Origin of the sequence: Tsukamurella conjunctivitidis, assembly GCF_007858475.1 — a bacterium.
Lineage (GTDB): Bacteria > Actinomycetota > Actinomycetes > Mycobacteriales > Mycobacteriaceae > Tsukamurella > Tsukamurella conjunctivitidis.
In genome coordinates this window covers 1-682 of the sequence record NZ_VIGX01000104.1, presented here as the reverse complement: position 1 = coordinate 682, position 682 = coordinate 1, and the positions used below count along the sequence as shown (strand labels likewise).

Below are 682 nucleotides of genomic sequence, written 5' to 3'. Positions count from 1 at the left end.
GACCTGTGCCAGGTGCCAGACCTGTGAGCCCTGACCGATGTGCGCACTGTTCGCGACATCGGCCGAATCAGATATCCGCGGCATGTGTCCTCCGATCGGCGGGGTGACTCCAATCCTATGCGTGGAGTGCCACCGTCCCGCGTCGCGGGCGAGCTGGTGGGAGGATACCCGCATGACCCCATTCCCGGACACATGGCTGATTGTGCCCCTGTACAACGAGGCGACTGTCATCGGCGGTGTCATCCGCGAGGCCATCCAGACCTTTCCCCATGTCATCTGCGTGGATGACGGCTCTCACGACAACTCCGCCCGACTGGCCCACGAGGCGGGAGCCGTGGTCATCAGCCACCCCATCAACCTCGGGCAGGGAGCGGCCCTGCAGACGGGGTTCGACTACTTCCTGCGCTCCACCGACGGTCGCTACCTGATCACCTTCGACGCCGACGGGCAGCACCAGATCTCCGACGCCGTGCGCATGCGAGAAGTGGCGCAGAACGAAGGCCTGGCCGTGGTCCTCGGGTCACGGTTCCTCGGAGGCCCCTCGCCGGTCGGATGGCTGAAGAAGCTGGTTCTCAAGACAGCCGCCACGGTCACGCGCATGCAGACCGGGATGAAGTTGACGGATGCCCACAACGGCCTGCGTCTGCTGCGCCGTGATGCCGTCGAGGCGGTCCACCTGGAC

The 682-nt window shown here is 65.5% G+C and carries 1 protein-coding gene; it reads left to right on the top strand.

Going from position 1 to position 682, the window contains the following annotated elements:
* Nucleotides 1-172: 172 nt before the first annotated feature.
* On the top strand, nt 173-682 hold a 510-nt coding region (locus FK530_RS24565), incomplete at its 3' end, for a glycosyltransferase family 2 protein (protein WP_146489442.1).